Source organism: Marichromatium sp. AB32 (genome assembly GCF_003718675.1).
Lineage (GTDB): Bacteria > Pseudomonadota > Gammaproteobacteria > Chromatiales > Chromatiaceae > Marichromatium > Marichromatium gracile.
Genome location: NZ_RHFJ01000043.1, coordinates 6,090 through 28,719 on the forward strand (window position 1 = coordinate 6,090; position 22,630 = coordinate 28,719).

The 22,630-nt window shown below is 68.3% G+C and carries 17 protein-coding genes, 2 tRNA genes and 1 pseudogene; 12 read left to right on the forward strand and 8 right to left on the reverse strand.

The features are described 5' to 3' along the window. From EBL85_RS12525 to EBL85_RS12550, 6 genes are all read left to right on the forward strand, one after another. Positions 1-306: tetratricopeptide repeat protein (locus tag EBL85_RS12525; RefSeq protein WP_190288076.1), on the forward strand; the 306-nt coding region annotated here is incomplete at its 5' end. A gap of 79 nt (positions 307-385) precedes the next feature. Beyond that, entirely contained in the window at positions 386-736 is a 351-nt protein-coding gene (locus EBL85_RS12530; RefSeq protein ID WP_123141348.1) for a S24 family peptidase, read from the forward strand. Next, positions 736-1,788 carry an efflux RND transporter periplasmic adaptor subunit gene (locus EBL85_RS12535; protein ID WP_123143078.1) on the forward strand — a complete coding sequence of 351 codons (1,053 nt, stop codon included), beginning with the start codon at positions 736-738 and terminating at the stop codon, positions 1,786-1,788. Before EBL85_RS12530 ends, EBL85_RS12535 begins: the two co-directional genes overlap by 1 nt. A 27-nt stretch (positions 1,789-1,815) precedes the next feature. Further along, positions 1,816-2,445 carry a hypothetical protein gene (locus EBL85_RS12540; RefSeq protein ID WP_223806138.1) on the forward strand — a complete coding sequence of 210 codons (630 nt, stop codon included), beginning with the start codon at positions 1,816-1,818 and terminating at the stop codon, positions 2,443-2,445. A gap of 36 nt (positions 2,446-2,481) precedes the next feature. Then, positions 2,482-5,535, forward strand: a complete 3,054-nt coding sequence (locus EBL85_RS12545) for an efflux RND transporter permease subunit (protein ID WP_223806139.1) — start codon at positions 2,482-2,484, stop codon at positions 5,533-5,535. Between the two features lie 148 nt (positions 5,536-5,683). Continuing rightward, on the forward strand, positions 5,684-7,492 hold the full coding sequence (locus EBL85_RS12550; protein WP_123143081.1) for a diguanylate cyclase: 1,809 nt from the start codon (positions 5,684-5,686) through the stop codon (positions 7,490-7,492). A gap of 12 nt (positions 7,493-7,504) precedes the next feature. Here the strand turns inward: EBL85_RS12550 and EBL85_RS12555 are convergent, their stop codons facing one another. Beyond that, positions 7,505-8,287 (reverse strand): c-type cytochrome, encoded by a 783-nt coding sequence (locus EBL85_RS12555; protein WP_123143082.1) that lies wholly within the window; start codon positions 8,285-8,287, stop codon positions 7,505-7,507. A gap of 261 nt (positions 8,288-8,548) precedes the next feature. Here EBL85_RS12555 and EBL85_RS12560 point away from each other — a divergent pair, with 261 nt between their 5' ends. From EBL85_RS12560 to EBL85_RS12575, 4 genes are all read left to right on the forward strand, one after another. Next, complete coding sequence (locus EBL85_RS12560; protein ID WP_123143083.1) at positions 8,549-11,416, forward strand: ribonucleoside-diphosphate reductase subunit alpha; 2,868 nt, start codon at positions 8,549-8,551, stop codon at positions 11,414-11,416. Between the two features lie 111 nt (positions 11,417-11,527). Further along, positions 11,528-11,731, forward strand: a complete 204-nt coding sequence (locus EBL85_RS12565; RefSeq protein WP_123143084.1) for a 4-oxalocrotonate tautomerase family protein — start codon at positions 11,528-11,530, stop codon at positions 11,729-11,731. Positions 11,732-11,786: 55 nt separating this feature from the next. Beyond that, positions 11,787-12,734 carry a zinc metalloprotease HtpX gene (locus tag EBL85_RS12570; protein ID WP_123143085.1) on the forward strand — a complete coding sequence of 316 codons (948 nt, stop codon included), beginning with the start codon at positions 11,787-11,789 and terminating at the stop codon, positions 12,732-12,734. A gap of 609 nt (positions 12,735-13,343) precedes the next feature. Continuing rightward, positions 13,344-14,642: a methyl-accepting chemotaxis protein gene (locus EBL85_RS12575; protein ID WP_123143086.1), complete on the forward strand. Its 1,299-nt coding sequence runs from the start codon at positions 13,344-13,346 to the stop codon at positions 14,640-14,642. A gap of 31 nt (positions 14,643-14,673) precedes the next feature. Here the strand turns inward: EBL85_RS12575 and EBL85_RS17460 are convergent. Then, positions 14,674-14,778, reverse strand: a pseudogene (locus EBL85_RS17460) (IS481 family transposase); the annotation flags it as partial. 426 nt (positions 14,779-15,204) lie between these two features. Between EBL85_RS17460 and EBL85_RS12585 the strand changes: the two are divergent. Further along, positions 15,205-15,384 (forward strand): PLDc N-terminal domain-containing protein, encoded by a 180-nt coding sequence (locus EBL85_RS12585; RefSeq protein ID WP_062271220.1) that lies wholly within the window; start codon positions 15,205-15,207, stop codon positions 15,382-15,384. 48 nt (positions 15,385-15,432) lie between these two features. Next, complete coding sequence (locus EBL85_RS12590) at positions 15,433-17,112, forward strand: GGDEF domain-containing protein (protein WP_123143087.1); 1,680 nt, start codon at positions 15,433-15,435, stop codon at positions 17,110-17,112. 8 nt (positions 17,113-17,120) lie between these two features. On the opposite strand, the gene EBL85_RS12595 is transcribed toward EBL85_RS12590, so the two are convergent. The 6 genes from EBL85_RS12595 to EBL85_RS12620 all read right to left on the reverse strand — a co-directional run bounded on the left by EBL85_RS12595 (position 17,121) and on the right by EBL85_RS12620 (position 22,610). Continuing rightward, positions 17,121-17,999, reverse strand: a complete 879-nt coding sequence (locus tag EBL85_RS12595) for a hypothetical protein (protein WP_123143088.1) — start codon at positions 17,997-17,999, stop codon at positions 17,121-17,123. 19 nt (positions 18,000-18,018) lie between these two features. Then, positions 18,019-19,770, reverse strand: a complete 1,752-nt coding sequence (locus tag EBL85_RS12600) for a VWA domain-containing protein (protein ID WP_223806140.1) — start codon at positions 19,768-19,770, stop codon at positions 18,019-18,021. Further along, positions 19,767-20,456 (reverse strand): sensor histidine kinase KdpD, encoded by a 690-nt coding sequence (locus tag EBL85_RS12605; protein WP_123143090.1) that lies wholly within the window; start codon positions 20,454-20,456, stop codon positions 19,767-19,769. The genes EBL85_RS12600 and EBL85_RS12605 overlap by 4 nt, the downstream gene beginning before the upstream one ends. Before the next feature lie 44 nt (positions 20,457-20,500). After that, positions 20,501-22,120, reverse strand: a complete 1,620-nt coding sequence (locus tag EBL85_RS12610; protein WP_123143091.1) for a tetratricopeptide repeat-containing response regulator — start codon at positions 22,118-22,120, stop codon at positions 20,501-20,503. Positions 22,121-22,383: 263 nt separating this feature from the next. Continuing rightward, positions 22,384-22,460, reverse strand: a tRNA-Met gene (locus EBL85_RS12615). Positions 22,461-22,533: 73 nt separating this feature from the next. Then, positions 22,534-22,610: transfer RNA gene (locus tag EBL85_RS12620), tRNA-Met, on the reverse strand. Positions 22,611-22,630 lie beyond the last annotated feature (20 nt).

Below are 22,630 nucleotides of genomic sequence, written 5' to 3' on the forward strand. Positions count from 1 at the left end.
GAGGTCGCGCTCGCCGCCGCCGAGGCCCTGCTCGCCGACCAAACCCGCATCCTCGGGCCCGATCACCCCCACACGCTCGCCACGCGCAACAACATCACTTACTGGCAAGCCGAGTCCGGCGCCATCGCGGACGCGCTCGCCGCCTTCGAGGCCCTGGTCGCCGATCACACCCGCATCCTCGGGCCCGACCACCCACACACGCTCGCCACACGAAAAAACATCGCTTATTTGCAAAAGAAAGTAAGTAGCGCAAGACACACAAAGATCTCTACCGATTTACAGATAGAATGGTCGACAACGTGGTGACAAGCGCGGATCGGCACGCCCAACGAGCGGTCTGACTCGCCCCGCCTCGTCATCTCCCAGGCACAACCAAGGAGCCCCCATGTCCCTTCCCGAACAATCCGGCTGCGCCCTGCACGAGCCGTTCGCGCTTCAGGTGCTGGGTGAGGAGATGGCGCCCGAGTTTCCCGATCGTTGCATCGTGGTGATCGAGCCGACGCCGCAGTGTGTCGACGGGGCCTATGTGTTCGCCGAGGTCGAGGGGGTGCGGTGGTTTCGGCAGTACCGGCGCGACGCGGCGGGCGAGCGGTTGGTGGCGCTCAATCCGCGCTATCCCGAGATCCGGCTCGACGGGCTGGAGTGGGCGGTGCTGGGGGTGATCATCCAGCGCAACATCCGCCGTCAGGTCAAGCACTACGACGACAGTCTCGCCACCGATCTCACCGGCCAGTGATGTCCCCTTCTCTCCGCGCGGCGCTGTCGTTGCCGCTGGTGTTGGCGCTGCTGCTCGGCGGCTGTGGCGATGAGACGCCCTCCCAGGCGCGCGCGGCGCGGCCCGCGCCCAAGGCGCATCTGGTCGCGGCGCTGCAGGTGACGCCGAGCGCGGTGCCGATCACCCACGAGCGCCCGGGCTCGCTGCGTTATCGTCGGTTGGTGCGGGTGTTCAATCAGGAGGAGGGGCGGATCACCGCGCTCGATCTCTACGAGGGCGACCGGGTCGAGCGCGGTCAGTTGCTGGTGGCGCTCGACGATCGGCTGCTGGAGGCCGAGATCGCCGCGGCGCACGCCACCCTCGAACAGGCCGAACTCGACCTCAAGCGACTCGAGGACCTGCGCGCGCGCCGCGCCGTCTCCGAGTCGGAGGTGAGCCTCGCGCGCACCGCGCTGCGGGTGGCGCGCGCCGAGCTGGAGCTGCTGGAGACGCGCCGCTCCTTCACCCGGATCGAGGCGCCCTTCGCCGGGGTGATCACCGAGCGGCTGGTCGAGCCGGGCGACTTCGTCTCCAAGAACACCCAGTTGCTCGCGCTCGCCGACCCGGACTCGCTGGTCGCCGAGGTCGCCGCCTCCGAGCTGCTGCTGCCGCATCTGGCCGTCGGCGACGCGGCGAGCCTGCGCATCGACGCGCTCGGCGCGCAACGCTTCCCGGCGCGGGTGCTGCGCATCCATCCCAGTCTGGAGCGGCGCACCCGCCAGGGCATCGTCGAGCTGGCGCTCGATCCCATCCCCGCCGGGGCGCGCGCCGGGCAGTTCGTGCGCGCGCGGCTCGAGAGCGCGCCGGTCGCGCGGCTGCTGATCCCCTTCAACGCGCTGCGGCGCGATCGCCAGGGCGAGTTCGTCTGGCTGATCGACGCGCAAGGTCGCGCGGCGCGGCGCGCGGTGCGCAGCGGTCTGCAGGTGGAGGACCGGGTGGAGATCCGCGACGGGCTGGCCCCCGGCGAGCGGGTGATCACCCGGGGTTTCCTCGGGCTGCGCGCGGGCAAGGCGGTGGATGTCGTGTCAGACTGAGTGATCCCATCGCCACTGACGACAGCCATGCCTATTGCACCGATGCACATCGAACGTCTCTATCAGGCCGTCGAGCTGGTCAGCGCCAGCCGGTTGCGCGCCAACGCCCCCGCGCTCACCCGGCTGCACAGCTACCCGGCGCTCGCCAGCGCCGCCCAGGCGCCGGCGAGCGACACCACCGAGGCCTTCCTGCGCTGCGCCGCCCTCGCCCACGCCTGGAGCACGCAGGCGCTGCGCCTCGACACCGCCGAGCTGGGCGCGGCGATCGCCGCCTTCGACGCCGCGCGCGCCCCCGAGGCGGTGGTCGGCAGCGGCCTGATCGACCCGGTGGCGGCCTGTCTCGGCTCGCTGGAGAACGCCGCGACCCTGCTCCATCTGGCCAACCCCGCGCGCTTCTCGCTGTGGGACCGCGAGCTGGAGGCGGTGCACCTCGGCGAGCCGCCCTCGGAGTATCACATGGGACAGGCGCGCAGCTATCTGCGCTTCCTCGCCACGGCGCAGGAGGTGATCGCCCACCCGCTGTTCCTCACCTTCCACCATGCCTTCTGCACCGCCCACCAGGCGCGGTTGCAGCGCCTCGGTATCCCGCCCTACCCGCTCAGCGAGCTGCGGGTGGTGGAGTCGGCCGCCGCCGAGCTGGCCCGCGCCGGGCGCTGAGGGGCGGCGGTGGTCGCGGCGCTGTCGAGCTGGTCGGTGCGCCACCCCATCGGGGTGGTGGCGCTGACGCTCGCGGTGATGGTGCTCGGCGCGCTCTCGCTGAGTCGGCTCAACATCGACCTGTTGCCGCAGATCGTCTACCCCGACGTGCGCGTGCGGGTGCTCGACCCCGGCGTGCCGGCGGAGGTGATGGAGGACGAGTTCACCCGTCAGCTCGAGGAGCAATTGGCGATCACCGAGGGGGCGATCGCCATCCAGTCGCAGACCAGCGAGGGGCGCAGCGCGGTCGATCTCTCCTTCCGCTACGGCACCGACATCGATCAGGCGTTGCAGGACGCCAGCGCCCGACTCGACCGCGCCAAGCGTTTCATCCCCGACACCGACGAGCCGCCGATCATCTACAAGCGCGACCCCTTCCAGTTGCCGGTGGCCGAGTACGTGGTCGGCTCCGACAACCGCGACCCGGTGGCGCTGCGCGCCTGGGTCGACTACCGCCTCGCCCCGGCGCTGCTCAACCTGCCGGGGGTGGCCGCCGCCGAGGTCGGCGGCGGGCTCGAACGCGAGGTGCAGGTGATCGCCGATCAGTACCGTCTCGCCGCGCTCGGGCTGGATGCGCGCGATCTGGAGGCGCGGCTGCGCGAGACCAACCAGGACGTCGCCGGGGGACGGTTGCGGATGCCCGAGGGCGAGATCAGCGCCCGCGCCCAGGGGCGCTTCGAGTCGGTCGCCGAGATCGCCGCGCTGCCGCTGCGTCTTACCGAGGCCGAGCGCCCGACGGCGCTGCTGCGCCTCGACGAGGTGGCGCGGGTGATCGACGGCGCGGCCGAGGAGCGGCTGCGCATCCGGCTCGACGACCGCCCCGGGGTCAAGCTCTCGATCCAGAAACAGCCACTGGCCAACACCGTCGCCGTGGTCGATGCCGTCGACCGGGAACTCGAACGTCTCGCCGCGCAGCGGCGCATCCCCGAGGACATCGCCATCGAGCGCGTCGACGATCAGGCGCGCTACATCCGCCAGTCCCTGGCCAACGCCATCGGCGCGGCGGGCAGCGGCGCGCTGCTGGCGATGGCGGTGGTCTATCTGTTCCTCGGCAGCCTGCGCCGCACCCTGATCATCGGCTCGGCGATCCCGATCGCGGTGCTGGTGACCTTCATCCTGATGGCCGCCAACGGGCTGACCTTCAACATCATGACCCTCGGGGGCCTGGCGCTCGGCATCGGCATGCTGGTCGACAGCACCATCGTGATGCTGGAGAACATCCAGCGCCACCAGCGCGCCGGGCGCGCCCCGGAGGCGGCGGCCGACGCCGCCGCGCGCGAGGTGACCAGCGCGATCGTCGCCTCGACCTCGACCAACCTCGCCGCGGTGCTGCCCTTCCTGTTCATCGGCGGGCTGGTGGGGCTGCTGTTCGAGGAGCTGATCTTCACCATCTCGGCGGCGATCCTCGCCGCCATGGTGGTCGCGCTGACGCTGGTACCGGCGCTCGCCGGGCGCGTCCCGGCGGCCTCAGAGGGGCGCGTGCGCGCGGCCATCGACGCCGCCGTCGCGGCCCTGCAGCAGGGTTACGCGCGGCTGCTCGGGCGGCTGCTCGGCTGGCGCTGGGCGGTGCTCGGGGTGTTCGTCGTCGCGCTCGCCGCGAGCCTGCCGTGGCTGCTCGCCGCGCCGCAGAGCTTCCTCCCCGAACTCGACGAGGGCGATGTGCGCATCAGCCTCACCGCCGACGACTGGGTCGACATCGAGCACATGGACGCGCTCACCCGCGCCGTCGAGTCGGTGGTGGCCGAGCAGCCGGGGGTGCGCGCCATCTTCACCACCGTCGGCGGCTTCGTCTTCGGCCGGTCGAGCTTCGAGAGCCCCAACCGCGCGAGCCTCCAGGTGCTGCTCGACCCGCTCGCCGAGCGCGCGCTCGACACCCCCACCTGGATCGCCGCCACCCGCGCGGCGATCGCCGAACGCGCGCTGCCGGGGCTGCGGGTGAGCCTCTATACCCGCGGTATCCGCGGCATCCGCTTCAACCGTGGCGACGACGATCTCAGCCTGCGCATCCAGGGGCCGGACCTGGCCGAGCTGGGGCGGCTCGCCGACCGGGTGGTCGAGCGGCTGGGCGGCGTCGAGGGGCTGAGCAACCTGCAACACAGCTACGAGGAGGTCGACCAGGAGATCGCCATCCGTCTCGACCCCGAGCGCGCGGCGAGCTTCGGGCTCGATGTCGAATCGGTCGGCACCCTGCTGCGCTATGCGCTCGAGGGGCGGCTGGTGGGCGAGTATCTCGACGGCGACCGCGCCATCGACCTGCGGCTGCGCCTCGATCGCGAGCAGCTCGACACCCCCGGCGATCTGGAGTCGATGATCCTGTTCAGCGCCACCGAACCGCGCCGCGCGCTGCGCCTGGGCGATCTCGCCGAGGTCGCCTTCCTGCCTCAGCCCTCGACCATCCTGCGCGAGCGCCAGCAGCGCATGGTCGAGATCAGCGCCTCGGTCGACCCCGCGCTCGGACTGGAGCGGGCGATCGGCGCGGCGCTGGCCGCCGCCGCCACGATCGAGCTGCCGCCGGGCTACAGCCTCTACGAGGGCGGCACCCTGGAGACCCTGCAACAGGGCCGCGAGATGGGCCGCATCCTGCTCGCCCTGGCGCTGCTGCTGGTGCTGGTGGCGATGGCGGTGCAGTACGAGTCGGTGCGCAACCCGCTGATCATCCTCTTCTCGGTGCCCTTCGCGCTGATCGGGGTGGTGCTGGGGCTGTGGCTCACCGGGCTGGGGGTGTCGATGCCGGTGTGGCTGGGGCTGATCATGCTCGCCGGCATCGTCGTCAACAACGCCATCGTGCTGGTCGAGTTCATCGAGCTGGAGCGGCGCGCCGGACACGCGCTGGAGACGGCGATCCTCGCCGCCGCGCGGCTGCGCCTGCGCCCGATCCTGATGACCACGCTGACCACGGTGGTCGGCATGCTGCCGCTGGCGCTCGCCCTCGGCGAGGGCGCGGAGATGCTCCAGCCGCTGGCGGTGACCATCGTCGCCGGGCTGGCCTTCTCCACCCTGGTCTCGCTGCTGCTGGTGCCGGTGGTCTATCGGCTCGCCGCGCGCGGGTGAACACACCGGGCTTGTCGCCGTGCGTCTCGCAAGGGATGATGTCGTTCAAGGGATTGAGCCTGGACGGGCGGGTCTCCGCCAGGAGTGTGGCTCAGGGTCGCGGAACCGATCCACGCGGACATATCCGGTTCCGGAGTCAAACCACACCATGCACCAGACCGATCCCAGCCAACGCAGGTTCGACACCGACCACGCGATCGAGATCGCCCCGCGGGTCTGGTGGGTGGGACACGTGCTCACCGACGACCCCTTCCAGTGCCACGTCTATCTCATCGAGCAGGGCGACCAGTCGGTACTGCTCGACCCCGGCTCGCGGCTGACCTTCGCCGCCACGCTGCGCAAGATCGAGGAGATCATCCCCTTCTCGGCGATCCGCTACTTCGTCTGTCATCACCAGGACCCGGACATCACCGCCTGTCTGCCGGTGATCGACGAACTCGTCGACCGCCCCGACGCCGTGCTGGTGACCCACTGGCGTTGTAGCGCGCTGTTGCGCCACTACGGCCTGGAGCGGCTGCCCTTCTGGCTGGTCGACGAGCACGACTGGCGGCTCCAGCTGCCCGAGCGCGAGCTGCGCTTCGTGTTCACCCCCTATGCCCATTTCCCCGGCGCCTTCTGCACCTTCGACGCCGAGACCGGGGTGTTGTTCTCCAGCGATCTGTTCGGCGGCTTCACCGAGACACCGGCGCTGATGGCCGAGGACATCGGTTACTTCGAGGCGATGCGCCCCTTCCACGAGCACTACATCCCCAGCCGCGACATCCTCGTCCACGCCCTCGACCAGATCGCCCGTCACCCGGTCAGACTGATCGCCCCGCAGCACGGCTCGATCATCCCCGCGCCGCTGGTCGGGCCGATCATCGAGCAACTGCGCGAACTCGACTGCGGGATCTATCTCTTCGCCGGCGGGGTCGACACCGACATCCGTCGGCTCTCGCGGCTCAACCGGACGCTCGGCGAGATCACCCGCACCATGCTCTACTGCCGCGACTTCCACGACATCGCCGCGCGGCTGCTGGAGGTGGTGCGCCGCAGCCTGCCGGTGGCGCGGATCGATTACTATCTCGAACTCGCCGACGGCGAGGCGCTCGGTCTGGTCGCCGACGGGCAGGAGCAGCAGCGCGCCGAGCAGGTCCCGGCGTGGCTGCGCGCGCTGCTCGGCATCAGCCGCACGCACTGGCTCGGCGACAGCGCCGGGCGCTGTCTGCACGGTCACCCCCTCCACGACGAACGCTTTTGCTGTCACACCGGTGACGAGGGCGCGATGAGCCTGCTGCTGCCGCTGTTCGCCCGCGAGAGCGAGCGGCTGGAGGCGATCGCCCATATCCATCTGGAACACCCGATCGAGATCGGCGCGCACGAGCGCCAGCTCATCGCCCAGCTGACGGTGCCGCTGCAGGTGGTACTCGAGCGCGAGGCGATCTACCGCTCGATCGAGGCCGAGCGCACCCGCACCTACCAGCGCTCGATCCGCGACTCGCTCACCGGGCTGTTCAACCGTTTCTACATGCAGGACATCATCGAGCGTCAGTGCCACGCCCAGGACCGCGGCGGTCCCCAGGTCGTCGCGCTGATGCTCGACCTCGATCACTTCAAGCGGATCAACGACCACCACGGTCATCCCGTCGGCGACGCGCTGCTGCGTCAGGTCGCGACCCTGCTCCACGGCTCCATCCGCGACGGCGACGTGCCGGTGCGCTTCGGCGGCGAGGAGTTCATCCTGTTCCTGATGGATGCCTCGGCCGAGCAGGGACGGACCCTCGCCGAACGGCTGCGCGCACGCATCGCCGCCCACCTGTTCGTCCTCGACGACGGGCTCGAACTCCGTCTGACGGTGAGCATCGGCGGCGCCCTGCGCCGCGCCGGCGAGCCGCTCGACGCCCTGGTCGAGCGCGCCGACAAGGCGCTCTACAGCGCCAAGCAGGCCGGACGCGACCGCGCGGTGTTCGCCGGCTAGCGCCGGCGCGGCTCAACGCGGCGGCAACGGCGGCGGTGGGGGTGGCGGCGGGGGCGGCGCCATGCCGAGCGGCTCGCGCACATAGGCCGGGAAGTCGGGGTTGACCCATTCGGCCGGCGCCACCTTCTCCGGCGGCAGCGGCAGACGCGAGCTGTAGTCGAGCACCGCGGCCTGCTCGCGCGGACCGAACTGGGCGAGCAGCTTGGTCATCTCCGCATCCGAGTTACGCCGCCGACCGGTGGCGATCGCCTCGAACTGACGCATCAGATAGGGGAAGTGCTGACCGGCGAGCTGGGGCGCGAGACGCTCGACATCGCCCTCGCCCTCGGCGCCGTGACACTCGGCGCACTGCGCCTCGTAGAGCTCGCGCCCGAGATCGAGATCGACCCCCGGCCCCCTGGCGTTGTCGGCGGTCATCGGCAGGGTCGCGACATAGGCGGCGACATCGGCGATGTTCTGCGGCCCGCCGAGGATACGCGGCAGCGCGAAGGGATACATCAGCGGGTTGTCGCGATTGCCCGCGCGGATGTCGGCGAGCTGCTTGATGACCACCTCGGGGAGCTGACCGGCGATCTGCGGATAGGCCCCATCGGGACTGCCCCAGCCCTCGGGGCGGTGGCACACGGCACAGGTCAGATAGACCCGACGGCCGTTCTCGATATCGGGCGTGAGCTGGCTGGCCCGGTCGAACTCGGCCTGCGCGAGCGACTTCGGATCCGGCTGCGCCGACGCCAGCGGGGCGACGAGCAGCGCGAGCGCGCACAGGACCGGGCGCGCGAACACTGGCTGGGACATGGCATCTCCTTGCGAGTCATCGACAACGATCGCAGCAACCTAGGGCGCGGAGCCCGTCCCGAGCTTATGGGAGCAGGCTCCGGCTTGGCAAGCCGGGGAGTACACGGACCGCGCGCAGCGCATGCTCCACCGGGCCAAGTCATCAATATATTGTGGTTGACACCCGAGAAAACGCACATATATTGACACGCCATCCCGCACACCCCACCACGGCCACACCCCCAGATCGGCCGTGGACAGACACCTCACAAGGAGATCTCCATGTCCGCCGACAACACCGCAAACCCGGATCAGCAGACGCGCGCGCCAGCCGGTCCCCAGGGCGGTCCGACCCCGGGCCGGTTGCAGGTGATCCGGCGCAACGGCAAGGTCACCGGCTTCGACCCGAGCAAGATCGCGGTGGCCATGACCAAGGCCTTCCTCGCCGTCGAGGGCGGTAGCGCCGCCGGCTCGACCCGCGTCCACGAACGCGTCGAGGCGCTCACCGAGCAGGTCGTCGCCGCCCTCACCCGCCGCCTGCCCGGCGGCGGCACGGTGCACATCGAGGACATCCAGGATCAGGTCGAGCTGGCGCTGATGCGCGCCGGCGAGCACCCGGTGGCGCGCGCCTACGTGCTCTATCGCGAGCAGCACGCCCGCGCCCGCGACCAGCGCCGCGAGCCCGTCCCGGCGACGAGCGACACCCGCCCGGCGCTCACCATCACCGGCGACGACGGCAGCCCCCGCCCGCTCGATCTGGCGCGGATGACCCGACTGGTCGACGAGGCCTGTCGCGGACTCGACTGGGTCGACCCCCAGGCGATCGTCGACGAGACCCTGCGCAACCTCTTCGACGGCGTGGCCGAGCGCGACGTGCGCCAGGCGCTGGTGATGGCCGCGCGCACCCAGATCGAGCGCGAGCCCGAGTACAACCAGGTCGCCGCGCGGCTGCTGCTCGACATCCTCCGCCGCGAGGCGCTGGGCGCGCTGGGGCTGGCCGAGGGGGTCGAGACCCAGGCCGACCTCGGCGAGCGCTACGGCGCCTATCTCGCGGCCTATGTGGCACGCGCCATCGAACTCGAACTGCTCGACCCCGAGCTTGCCCGCTTCGACCTCGACCGGTTGGGCGCGGCGCTGCGCCCCGAGCGCGACCTGCAGTTCGGCTATCTCGGGTTGCAGACGCTCTACGACCGCTATTTCATCCGCACCCGCGACGCGGTGCGCCTGGAGCTGCCGCAGGCCTTCTTCATGCGCGTGGCGATGGGGCTGGCGATCAACGAGTCCGATCGCGAGACGCGCGCCATCGAGTTCTACGAGCTGCTGTCGAGCTTCGACTTCATGAGCTCGACCCCGACGCTGTTCAACTCCGCCACCCTGCGCCCGCAGCTGAGTTCGTGCTACCTGACCACGGTGGCCGACGACCTCGACGGCATCTACAGCGCGATCAAGGACAACGCCCTGCTCTCCAAGTTCGCCGGCGGGCTGGGCAACGACTGGAGCCGGGTGCGCGGCATGGGCGCGCACATCAAGGGCACCAACGGCAAGAGCCAGGGCGTGGTGCCCTTCCTCAAGGTCGCCAACGACACCGCCGTGGCGGTCAACCAGGGCGGCAAGCGCAAGGGCGCGGTGTGCGCCTATCTCGAGACCTGGCACATCGACATCGAGGAGTTCCTCGACCTGCGCAAGAACACCGGCGACGACCGCCGCCGCACCCACGACATGAACACCGCCAACTGGGTGCCGGACCTGTTCATGAAGCGGGTGGCCGAGGACGGCCCCTGGACGCTGTTCTCGCCCGACGAGACCCCCGACCTGCACGATCTCAGCGGCGCGGCGTTCGAGCACGCCTACTGCGACTACGAGGCGCGCGCCGCGCGCGGCGAGCTGCGGGTGAGCAAGACCCTCAGGGCGGTCGATCTGTGGCGCAAGATGCTCGGCATGCTGTTCGAGACCGGCCACCCCTGGATCGCCTTCAAGGACCCCTGCAACCTGCGCTACACCAACCAGCACGCCGGGGTGGTGCACAGCTCCAACCTGTGCACCGAGATCACCCTGCACACCAGCGACGAGGAGATCGCGGTGTGCAACCTCGGCTCGGTCAACCTCGCCGCCCACGTCACCGCCAAGGGGCTCGACCTCGAGCGGCTGCGCCGTACCGTGCGCACCGCCATGCGCATGCTCGACAACGTCATCGACTACAACTTCTACAACGTCCCCCAGGCGCGCGAGGCCAATCGGCGCCACCGCCCGGTGGGGCTCGGCATCATGGGCTTCCAGGACGCGCTCCATCGCCTCGGGCTGTCCTACGCCAGCCCCGAGGCGGTGCAGTTCGCCGATCGCAGCATGGAGGTGCTGAGCTACTACGCGATCGAGGCGAGCTGCGAGCTGGCCGCCGAGCGCGGGCGCTATCCGAGCTTCGAGGGCTCGCTGTGGAGCCGGGGCATCCTGCCGATCGACAGCATCGCCCTGCTCGCCGAATCGCGCGGCGAGTATCTCCAGGTCGACACCACCACCACCCTCGACTGGAACGCGTTGCGCGCGCGGGTGCGCGAGGTCGGGATGCGCAACTCCAACTGTCTGGCGATCGCGCCGACGGCGACCATCAGCAACATCGTCGGGGTCAGTCAATCGATCGAGCCGACCTACCAGAACCTGTTCGTGAAATCGAACCTCTCGGGCGAGTTCACCGTGGTCAACCCCGACCTGATCGCCGAACTCAAGGCGCTCGGGCTGTGGGACGAGGTGATGGTCAACGACCTCAAGTACTACGACGGCTCGCTGCAACCGATCGAGCGCATCCCCGAGACGCTCAAGCAGCGCTATGCCACCGCCTTCGAGATCGACCCGCGCTGGCTGATCGAGGCCGCCGCGCGCCGCCAGAAGTGGCTCGATCAGGCACAGAGCCTCAACCTCTACATGGCCGAGCCGAGCGGCAAGAAGCTCGACAACCTCTACAAGCTCGCCTGGGTGCGGGGGCTGAAGACCACCTATTACCTGCGCTCGCAGGGCGCCACCCATGTCGAGAAATCGACCCTCGCCGACAACCAGCGCGCCAACCGCCTGAGCGCGGTCGGCGGCAGCTACGGCGCCGCCGAGCAGACGCCACGCGCCTGCGCCATCGACGATCCCGAGTGCGAGGCCTGCCAGTAGCAACCCGCGCGGACGGCGCGGCGGCGCCGTTCGCGCCTACGACTCAAGTCAACGCGAAGCGCTGTGGATTAAGAGACCACTGCTCGATCAATAACGGCCCAGGAGACCACCATGCCCTACGTCAACATCAAGATCACCCGCGAGGGGGCGAGCGCCGAGCAGAAGGCCGAGCTGATCAGCGGGGTCACGGAGCTGCTCGCCCGGGTGCTCGACAAGAACCCGCAGACCACGGTGGTGGTGATCGACGAGGTCGAGACCGACAACTGGGGGATCGGCGGCGAGACGGTGACACGCCGCCGCGCCCAGGGGCGCTGAGCACGGCGAGGCGGCGCTTGTCCGCCGCGCCCTCCGTCGCCATCATCAGGTGGTGATGGATACCCGACGACTGACCACGCACCGCCAACTCAACCAGCTGCACACCGCCGCGCTGCTGGCGGTGCTCGCCACCCTGCTCTCGACCCTGGCCTGGATCCTCGGCGGTCCCGATCTGGCGCTGCTCGCCCTGGTGGTGGTGGCGGCGCTCTATCTGTTCACCCCGCTGGCCTCGCCCCGTCTGGCCCTTTCGCTCTATCGCGGCCAGCTGCTCGCGCCGCATCAGGCACCGGCGCTCTATCGGGTGCTCGAGACCCTGGCCGCGCGCGCCGGGCTGCCTCGGGTGCCGCTGCTCTATTACATCCCCTCGCGGGTGGTCAACGCCTTCGCCACCGGCGGTCCCTGGTCCTCGGTGATCGCCGTCTCCGAGATGACCCTGCGTCGGCTCGACGAGCGCGAGCTGATCGCGGTGCTCGCCCACGAGGTCGGCCACATCGCCAACGACGACCTGCGGGTGATGGCCTTCGCCGATCTGGTCAGCCGACTCACCAATCTGTTGAGCCTGATCGGTCAGCTGCTGGTGTTGATCGCGCTGCCGCTGGCGCTGCTCGGCGGGGTCGAGGTGCCCTGGGCAGCGTTGCTGGTGCTGGTGTTCGCGCCGACGCTGAGCGCGCTGGCGCAGTTCGCGCTCTCGCGCAGCCGCGAGTTCGAGGCCGATCGGCGCGCCGTCGAGCTCACCGGCGACCCCGAGGGACTGGCGCGTGCGCTGGCGCGCATCGAGCGCCTGCAGGGCAGCGGCTGGGAGCGGCTGCTCGCGCCCCATTGGCGCCTGCCCGAACCTTCGCTGCTGCGGACCCACCCCTCGACCGAGGCACGCATCGAGCGACTGCGCGCACTCGCCGCGCCACCTCGCCCGAGGCTGCCGACCGGCCCCGGCGGGCTGCACCCACCCCTCTCCCCGGCACCCGCACCGCGGCGCTCTCATCTCTGGGGGCTGTGGTCGTGAGTGATCGCTCACGCGCCCTCCCATGTCGGGCCGATATCCAGACGGCGATCAAGGAAAATAGCCACCACACGCTTGACGCCCCTCCGGGGGCCGTCAACCATCATAGGATCCAGCCTCGACACGCCCCGGCGTGCCACACTAAAGGCACACTCACCGGGCCAATTCGGCTCGCGACTCATCGCGCAAAAAGCCCCGGACCAAGTGATCGTCCTGACCCTGGTGTCATCACACGCAAACGGACGCTCGCGATTGAACATGAGCGTCTGATTCACGCGGCTTACCGTCAGTCGTGCCGGCTGAATTGGCGGTAGCGTTACCAACGAAAAGCGAACACATTCCCGATTCCAGGTGCGAGCAGTGTCTTGAACGAGCAGATCGCATATGCTAAAGCTGCGCAGGGAAGATAGCCGAAACGAACAATCCCGTCACGAGCGTATATCCGCAGAGACGTAAACCCCGTATTGAAAACCGAAAGAAGGCGAATGCCGTTCACAGGGCCATTGAAACAGACCGCATTGACTGAATAGGTGCCTTTTCAAGAAAGAGTCAAAGGTAGCGGGGTAATCTTGTTGACCCGCTATGACTCTCTCGTATCCTTGAGGATTAACGATGGTTATCGATCACCATTCCGTGCCCACGGCACTGCGGGAGTTTCGGCATGAAATCAATCGACTGAGCCGCCTGATGACCCTTGCCTTTGCAGGCATTGCCCTGCTCGGCGCGCTGCTCTGGCGATTCTCCGACGACTGGATCTGGCCGCTCGGAGTGCTGATCGGTTTCACCGCCGCGTGGTACCTGCGATCACGCATCCCAAGGCACCTCGAAAATCTCGAAAAGATCCAACGTGAGCGTGAGCGTTTCTTCATGGGCATCTTGGATGCATGCGATCAACCCTGCTCAGTCACAGCGATCGGCGAACCGGGAGACAAGGAATGGCGATGGCTCTACGTGAACCATCCGGTTCGGGCTGCTTTTGGCAAGCCTCTTAGCGAGTTTCTCGATCGGCCTTGCCATGAGTGGGGCGCCAATATCTGCAAGACCGAAAATTGCGGTAGAGCGTGTCTGAGCAAAGGACAGCCGAACACAATATTCGCTCAAGACTTCGGAGGTGGGCTGAACCATTTCCGGGTCTATACCAAGACCGTTGAGGATTTATCTGGCCAACCGGCTTATGTCGTGGAATGGGTGGATCCTCAGGAGGAGCTGAAGTTCCAGATGTCGCGCGCCAGTGATCGCGTCCAAGAGCTATCGACGAGCACCGCTCATGCAATCCACGAAGTCTCGGGAAACATCAAGAGCGTCGCTACCGCCGCTGAAGAGCTCTCGTACTCGACCTTAGAGATTAGCCGCTCGGCCGAGACTACGGTAGCTACGGTGAACACCGTCGAAAAGATCGCGCAACAGGTCGGCGACGAAGCACAGGAAGCGGCCGACGCCATACGCGCCTTGGCAACAGTTGGCGAGCAGATCTCGATGATGAGCACGGTCATTCGAGAAATCGCCAACCAAACCAACCTTCTGGCGCTGAACGCGTCGATCGAGTCGGCTCGCGCCGGGGAGCACGGGCGCGGCTTCGCGGTCGTGGCGAACGAGGTCAAACAGCTGGCTCAAAAAACCCAGGAAGCCACGCAGCAGATTGCCGAAAAGACCGAAGAAACGCGCCTCCAAATCGCCGACAACGTCGGTCGGATCGTCAACTTGTCGGAGCGAGTGACCGAGGCGAGTCGCCAGATCGGTGAAGTCAGATCCTCAATGCAGTCGGTCGCGGCCAGCGTCACTGAGCAGAACGCAGTGGTGGAGGATATTGCCCGCAATGGGGCCGAGGCAGCACAGGCCACCGACGAAGCGGCTAACCTCGTGAAGAGTGCTCTCGAAGCGGCCGAGGCGTTACGTGACAAGGTGAAATAGGGGTGTGGGGACAAGCTCAAACAAGCGCGAGTTAGTTCTCAAGCCCTCTGAGATTGCATACCCGCTTATTGAATAGCTCAGGGTGTTTCTGCGCCCATTCCTTGAGCGCTTGAATCGGAGCGATGCGTCCGAGCGCTGAGGTTTCCCCGTTTTTTCGACTGGCGCGCATCGAGCGCCTGCAGGGCAGCGGCTGGGAGCGGCTGCTCGCGCCCCATTGACGCCTGCCCGAACCTTCGCTGCTGCGGACCCACCCCTCGACCGAGGCACGCATCGAGCGACTGCGTGCACTCGCCGCGCCACCTCGCCCGAGGCTGCCGACCAGCCCCGGCGGGCTGCACCGCCCCTCTCCCCGGCGCCCGCACCGCGGCGTGCTCATCTCTGGGGGCTGTGGTCCTGAGCGATCGCTCACGCGCCGCCCCCATGTCGGGCCGATATCCAGACGGCGATCAAGGAAAATAGCCGCTGCGCTTGACGCCCTTCCGGGGGTCGTCAACCATCATAGGGTCCAGCCTCGACACGCCCCGGCGTGCCCGGGGCGAACCGGATCACCAGGAGTCGATCGATGTCGATAGAAGTCAGCGGATTTTTTGGATTACTGCTGCTGGTACTGAATGTGTGGGCCATCGTCAGCACGGTGCAGAGTCGTGCCGGCACCCTCTCCAAGGTGCTGTGGATCGTGCTGATCCTGCTGCTTCCCCTGCTCGGCTTCATCCTCTGGCTGCTGCTCGGCCCCAAGCGCTAAACCGGCACCACACGCCCAGCGTCCACCACCCAGAGGACTCGCGTCCACATGGCCTCGCAAGACACCAATCACTGGAAAGAGAAGTACTACGGGACGCTCGACACCCTGGAGGCGAAGGAAAAGGCCTGGGCGCAGATCGAGAAGACGCTGCGTTACGCCGTCTCGCGCCTGAGCCTCGCGGTGGAGACCCCGGACAGGACGTTCGAGGAACAGCTCGAGTCCTTGCGTCAGGCGATCCGCAAGAACGCCACGGCCAAGCAGATCGGCCTGCTGATGGAGGACATCTCCGAGTCGATGCTGCGTCTCGACGAGCAGCGCGCCCAGCCCGACGACCTCGATCGCGCCATCGCCCGGCTCGACGACCTGCTCGAGCAGCAGCGTCTCCCCGGCGCGCTGAAGAAGGAGACCAAGACGCTGCGCAAGCGGCTGCGCGATGCGCGACGCGAGCCAGGACTCGGCGCCGCGCTCGCCGCCTACTCCGACTATGCCCGCACCCTCACCGACTGGCTCGCCAGCTCCGAACAAGGCAGCGAGGGGCTGTTCGGACGGCTGTTCGGCGGACATCGCGAGAGCGGCGCCGAGGAGACGCCGACGGAGCTGGTCGACCTCGACACCCAGCCTGCCGAGATCGAGGCCCCGCTGCCGCCGCGCGATGACCTCGCCACCACGCTCGATCCGTCGCTACCGGCCTTCAACCTGGTGCTGCTCGACCTGATCCACCGTCTCGACCTCCCCGAGACCTTCGCCAAGCAGTTCAGCGCCATCACCACGCTGCTGCGCGACGAGCCGAGCGCCGAGACCGCCGAGCGCGCGGTCACCGAGATCGCCGACCTGCTGGCACGCGCGCGTCATCATCTCGAGCAGGAGAAGAAGGACATCGAGCACTTCCTCTCCCAGCTCACCGGACGGCTCGAGGCGCTCGACCGCTATCTCGAGGCCTCGTTCGGGCAGCGTGAGGAGAGCGCTCGACAGGGCGCCTCGATCGATGCCGACATGTCCGCCGAGGTCGCCCGCATCCGCCGCTCGGTCGACGCCGCCCAGGACGTCGATCAGCTCAAGCTCTCGATCCAGGGGCACCTGAGCAACATCCAGCAGCACATGGATGCCCGACGCAGCCTGGAGCAGGAGCAGCTCAACCAGGCGCGCGCCGAGATCGATCATCTCAAGCAGGAGCTGGGCAAGGTCCAGGAGGAGAGCGGCGAGCTGCGTCAGTTGTTGCACGAGGCACGCCAGCGCGCGCTGTTCGACAGCCTCACCGGGCTGAGCAACCGGCTGGCCTATGACGAGCGCATCGCCCAGGAGTGCGAGCGCTGGGCGCGCTACGGCCACCCGGCGGTGCTGAGCATCTGGGACGTCGACTTCTTCAAGCGGATCAACGACCGCTTCGGTCACACCGCCGGCGACAACGTGCTCAAGATCCTCGGCAAGCTGTTGCGCACCTCGATCCGCAAGAGCGACTTCGTCGCCCGTTTCGGCGGCGAGGAGTTCATGATGCTGCTGCCCGAGACCTCGATCGAGACCGCACTCGAGGTCGCCGAGAAGCTGCGCGAGCAGGTCGCCGCCTCACGCTTCCAGTACCGCGGTCAGCCGGTCCCGGTGACCATGTCCTGCGGGCTGGCCGCCTTCGTCGAGGACGACACCCCGGAAGACGTCTACCGCCGTGCCGATGCCGCGCTCTACGAGGCCAAGCGTTCCGGGCGCAACTGCTGCCGGGTTCACGGCGGCTGAGCGCACCCTCAGCCCTTGTCCTTGCCCTTGGCCTCGTCCTCCGGGGTCTCGAACAGATCGCTGAGTTCCTCGAGCTTCTCCTGCCAGATCTCCTCGTCGTCCCCCGCCTGCTGCTGGTCCTCGTCGGTCTCCTCGCCGATCTCGAACTCATCGGCCAGCTCGAAGCTCGGCGCCTCCATCTCCTCGGCCTCCATCTCCATCTCCATCTCCTCAGACTCGGGCGCATCGGCGTCGGGCTGGGGCTGGACTGAAGGCTCGGGCGCAGCGGCATCGAAATCGGCGCCGGCCTCGGCGAGCAGCGCGTCGATGTCGTCGATCACATCGGCGTCCTCGCCGCCCCCCGTCGTCTCGGTCGGGCTGGCGGCAGCCGCGGCTGCCTCCTGCTGCTGGGCGCTGAAGGCGGCGTTGTACTCGTCCATGAGCTGGTTGAGGGTCTTCTTGGTGTCGCCGAGTTCGGCCTCGAGCTGCGCCTTGGCGTCCTCGAGATCGGAGAGCTGCTCGACATCGACCATGTTGGTCGGGGTCATGTGCACCAGTGGCGCGAGCACCTTGGTCAGCTCCTTGGGCAGGTCCTGGAGCTTCTCGCCGCTGCGTTCGAGATAGATGTCGAGCATCGCGTTGTAGAAGGCGCGCTCGCGCTCCAGATACTCGTCGACGGTCGACTGCAGCTCATCGCCCTCGAGCTGGTAGGTCGCGGCGAAGACCCCGGCAAGCGCCTCGCGGCGTGCCTCCTCGCCGGTATCGACCTGCTCGAGCACGGCGCTGGCGTCGGCCTGGGCCTGTCTGTCGCCCTTGCGCTGGCGCCTGAGCATGAAGAAGAGCACGCCCCAGGCCACCAGGGCGAACTCGACGCTGAGGATGAGGCCGCCGATCTCGATCGCGCTCATGTCGTCTCCCCCGTGCCCATCACGCCTCCGCAGCGGCCTGCTTCGCCGCGGCCCGCTTGAACAACCACCAGGTCAGCCCGAGCGCGGCGGCGAGCAGCAGGTTGCCGCCGAGCACATAGAGCGCGAACACCAGCCAGGAGAACTCGCCCGGCGGCGGCGCCGGCGGCTCCTCGACGGGCGCGGTGAAGGCGAACTCCAGGGTCTCGTCGGGGGGTTCGAGCAGGATCGAGCTGCCGTTGACGGTACGCGCGGCCAGCCGCGCACCGACCCGATAGCTGCCGGGCTGTGTGACCGGCAGCTCGTAGAGCATCGGCAGGGACGTCGGCGCGGCGATCTCGAGCAACGACTGCGCGCCCCCGGGCCCCTCCAGCCGCACATAGCCGAACAGGCTCTCGGGGGCGACCTGATCGCGCTCGAGATTGAGCACCACCCGCAGCAGCGCAGGCGGCCTGGGCGCGGCGTCCTCCGCCGCCGCGTCACCGTTCTCGCTCGGCGAGGCGGGGTCGAGCACCCGCGCCTGATAGTCGAGGGTCAGCGGCGTCGGGGTGACGCGCAGACGACGCTGCAACTGACGCTTGAAGGTCTCGCCGTCGATCAGCAGGCTGAGGTCGTAGACCCCGGCGGCGAAGGCGTTGGCCTTGATCTCGGCGGTGAAACGGTTGCGTGCCGGGTCGAGCGCGAGCGGCTGGTCGATGCGCCGGGTCGGATCATCGGCCAGGGTGAGGATCGCCTTGGCCGAGAGCAGCTTGAGGAAGTCGGTGCGGGCGACCGGGGCGCCGTGATCGGTGATCCAGGCCTCGAGCCTCAGGGTGTCGCCCGAGTGCAGCGCCGCCGGCACCGGGGCGGCGTCGATACCGAGATCGGTGACCACCGCGACGCGGTTGTCGGGATCGAGCCCGCCGTCGAGCGTCCAGCGCCCGGGCGCCGGGCGCTCGATGGTGACCAGGTCGTAGCCGGGCTCGCCGCGCCACTGCACCATGGGACCGTGGGCGGTGGCCGAGAGGGTCTGGCCGTCGGGACTGACCAGCCGGGTCTCGCCGCCGGGGGCGCGGAACACCAGCAGGGTGAACTCGGAGACCTGGGCGTCGATCTCGAAGTGATTGCCCTCGATCGGCACCGTGGTCGGCGCCGCCGACTGTTCGAGCATGTGGAGGAAGACCCGTTGCAGCTGCTCGGCGCTGGAGGCCGACTCCAGCCAGCCGCCGGTACGCTCGGTGAGCGCCTCGAGCAGCTCGGTGTCGACGTTGTCGGAGAGCGCCACCGCGTGCACCTTCACCCCCAACTCGCGCAACCGGTCGAGCTGCTCGGAGAGGATGCGCCGACGCGAGGCGACATCGCGGGTATCGTCCTTGGCGACGTCGACCAGCCCGTCGGTGAGCAGGATGACGTGGCGCGCGCCCTCGCCGGGCGGACCATCCCAGTCGGCGGTGGCGGCCTTCAGCGCCGCCTCGATATCGGTGAACAGCCCGCGCGAGTGCACCTGGCGGAGGTTCGCGGTGGTGCGCCGGCGCCAGTCGTCGTCGACCACCCCGGGCGCGGCCAGCACCTCGGCGCCCTCGGCGAAGGTCCAGACCCCGGCGCGCGCGCCGGCCGGGAGCAGCGAATTGACCAGCCGCAGCGCCGGTACCCGCAGGTTCTTGGGGTCGTTCTGGCGCATGCTGCCGGAGACGTCGATCAGCAGTCGCACATCCTCGGGCGCGGCGAACAGCGTGGCGGGCAGGAGCAGCAGGCAGAGCAGCAGCGGCCAGGATCGCACGGAGAGACGACTCACGGCAGCCACAGCTCGAAGCAACCACCGGGGAGATGATGGGCGTTGCTCAGGCCGATCCGCCCGAACGCTTCCGGGGTATGGTGCAGCCGCGCCACCTGATGGGCGAAGTAGAGCCCGAGCCGGGTGCGGCTGGTGCCCGGCGCGGTCTCGGACTCCGAGGACCAGTCGGGCTGCCCGTCATCGGGCAGCAGATCGATCACCGCGGCGGGGAAGCCGGCGCCGTCGTCCTCGACGCGAATCACCAGCATGCCCTGCTCCTCGGCGGCGCTGAGCCGGATACGGGCGTGGGCATAGCGCTGGGCGTTGCCGATGCTGCTGGTCAGCACCCCGCGCACCAGTTCCCAGTCGAAGTAGCCGGTCAACTCGGGGTCGCAGTCGTAGTCGAGATCGAGACCGAGCGCGGTGCACACCGCCTGGCACTCGGCGACCACTTCCTCGCAGAACTCCTCGAGGTTGTGCGCGGCGATGCGCACCGCGAGCTGGGCGTTGCCGAGCTTGTAGAGGGTGAGCAGCTGTACCAGGTTGTTGTTGGCGCGCTGCACCTCGTGCTTGATCAGGCTCGCCTTGCGCGGGTCGGCGAGCTGGTTGGCCGGATCGTCAACCAGATCGTCGAGGCTGTTGAAGATCAGCCCGAGCGAGTTCTTGATGTCGTGGATCGAGGAGGCAAGGATGTCTGAGAAATCCATGTGTTCAGAGCCGTCCGGTTCTAGGCCAGGGCGCACAGGCCCGCTCAGGTCTCGGTCGCCAGTCGCTGCAGGCGCGTCTGCACGTCGTTGAGCCGCCAGTCGCCCGGGGCGACGTGCTGGACGCGCTCGATGTAGCGCCGTACCAGCTGGATCTCCTCGGGCGAGGTGCCGTTGCGCTCCATCTTGATGATACAGGCCTTGGCGGCGTTGAGGTTGATCGTCTTGTTGGCCGGCATCTCGTCGGCGGCCTGGCGCAGCAGCTCGATGGCCGCGCCGAACTCGCCCTGCTTGATCAGCCGCACCCCCTGGTTGTTGGTGCGTACCACGTCCTGCTGGATGGCGCGGATGGCCGCGTCGGCCTCCTCGGCGATGCCGCTCTCCTCGCACACGTGCATCACCTCGGCGAGGAAGGCGTGATCGTCGTGGTTGTTGGCGATCGCGGTGCGCAGATAACCCGTGGCCTTCTCCGGCTCGCCCAGCTCCGAGCAGGTCTTGACCATCTCCAGCGCGAGCTGTGGCGAGGCCAGCTCGCCGAGCGCGTTCATCGCCTCGCCGGCGGCGGCGAAGGCCTCGGCGGCGCCCTGGGCATCGCCCTTGCGCCGCTTGACCACCGCGGTGGTACTGGCCTTGTAGAAGGCCGCCTCGGGGTCGTCGCCGAAGGTCTTGTCGATCTCGCCGATCACCTTCAGTGCCTCGACGTGCTTGTCGTTGGCGCTCTTGGCCTTGGCCAGTCCGGCATAGATCGAGGGGTGATTGTGTACCGAGTGCTTGGCGAAGGCCACCGCGCGATCGAAGGCGCTCTCGGCGACCTCGCGATCGTCGTTGCTCAGCGCCAGCTCGCCGAGACGCTGCTGGCGCTCGACGCTGCGCGGCGAGAGCTTGGCGCCCTTCTGCAGGGTCTTCTCCGCGGCGGGAAAGGCCTTCTGCGCGAACTGGGCGCGCGCAAGCCAGTCGTAGCCGGGGATGAAGTTGGGGTCGAGCTCGAGCAGACGCTCGAACACCTCCTGGGCGGCGACATACTGCTTCTGCTGGAACAGCACCCGCCCCTTGCCGAGATGCGCCCAGTTGAGGTCGCGCCCCTCGAGCACCTCGTCGTAGATCGCCATGGCGTCATCGTAGCGATTGGCGGTGATGCAGGTATCGGCCTTGAGCCGCAACAGCTCGGCGAGATTGCGCGGCTTGCCGGCGATCAGGGTGTCGAGCGCGGCGATCGCCCCGCCATAGTCCTTGGCCACCAGCGCGCGGTTGACCTCGGCGAGGTCGGACTTGCGCTCGAACAGCTTGGCCAGCCGGGTCTTGATCAGCTCCTTGGTGAAGGGCTTGGCGAGATAGTTGTCGGGGGCGAACTCCACCGCGCCCATCACCATCTCGCGGGTGTTCTCGGCGGTGACCATGATGAAGATGGTATCGACCCCGATCAGCGCGCGATGGCGCGCCTCCTCGAGCACCTGCTGGCCGTCCTTGCCGCTACCGAGGTTGTAATCGCACAGCACCACATCGTAGTGACGGCGCTCCATCAACCCGATCGCCTCGTTACCATCGCGGGCCTGGTCGATGCGGGTGACGCCGAGCGAGTGCAGGATGCTGCGCATCACCGAGCGCATGTCGGAGAAGTCGTCGATGACCAGATAGGTTTTCTTGGAGAAATCGGCCGGTGGCGCCATCTGACTTGCTCCCCGCGGTGCTGGGCTGGATAGGGATGCCGATCGGGTCGACACCTTCCTGCACATGGATGCGCCCTCGACCTCGGGCAAGGGTCGACCCGATCGCGCCCGGACCGAAGCGCCGGGGCACCGAACGCCGGGCGGTGATATCGGAACCGGATCACAAAAGGGATGCTAACGCCCGCCTCGTCCGGCGGCAAGACATCGAAGGGGTGCGATAGAAACAAAAACGGCCCACAACACGAATGCTGTGGGCCGAGATGTGGTAGCGGGGGCAGGATTTGAACCTACGACCTTCGGGTTATGAGCCCGACGAGCTGCCTGACTGCTCCACCCCGCAACTGAACTGTGTGCCCGCTTGGGCCGGGTCTTGCGACCCTGTCGAGCGGTCTTGCGACCGGCGCGACGAGATGTGGTAGCGGGGGCAGGATTTGAACCTACGACCTTCGGGTTATGAGCCCGACGAGCTGCCTGACTGCTCCACCCCGCAACTGAACTGTGTGCCCGCTT